The organism is Brevundimonas sp. (assembly GCF_046293315.1).
Taxonomy (GTDB): domain Bacteria; phylum Pseudomonadota; class Alphaproteobacteria; order Caulobacterales; family Caulobacteraceae; genus Brevundimonas.
The window spans coordinates 1-317 of record NZ_JBKBPF010000080.1 but is presented as its reverse complement, the minus strand read 5'-3'; the positions used below and the strand labels follow the sequence as shown (position 1 = coordinate 317).

1 protein-coding gene is annotated in these 317 nt (G+C 70.7%); it reads left to right on the top strand.

Annotated features, from left to right (window positions below; genetic code table 11):
- Window positions 1–41 precede the first annotated feature (41 nt).
- Window positions 42–317 (top strand): DUF2125 domain-containing protein (locus tag ACK4SE_RS14115; RefSeq protein WP_409693992.1); only part of this gene is annotated, 276 nt, incomplete at its 3' end.

The window sequence follows — 317 nt, the reverse complement described above, 5'->3', positions numbered from 1 at the left end:
GCCGCCCGGTCCTCTAAGAGAAGGGCCTGACCGGAGCCTTCATGACCGACGCCGACACGCCACGCCGCCACAGCCGCACGGGCCTCTATGTTCCCTTCGCCGTCGTCCTGATCGTGCTGGTCGCCTGGACCGGCTGGTGGTTCTATCTGACGCGCCAGGTCGAGCAGCGGCTGGAGACCCAGGTCACCCGCCTTCAGGCCCAGGGCTGGCAGGTGAAACACGCCCGCGTCACCACCACCGGCTGGCCGTTCCGCGCCCGCGTCGCCATCCCTCATCCAGAGATCATCGCCCCGTCCGGCCTGGGCGTGGCCGCGCCC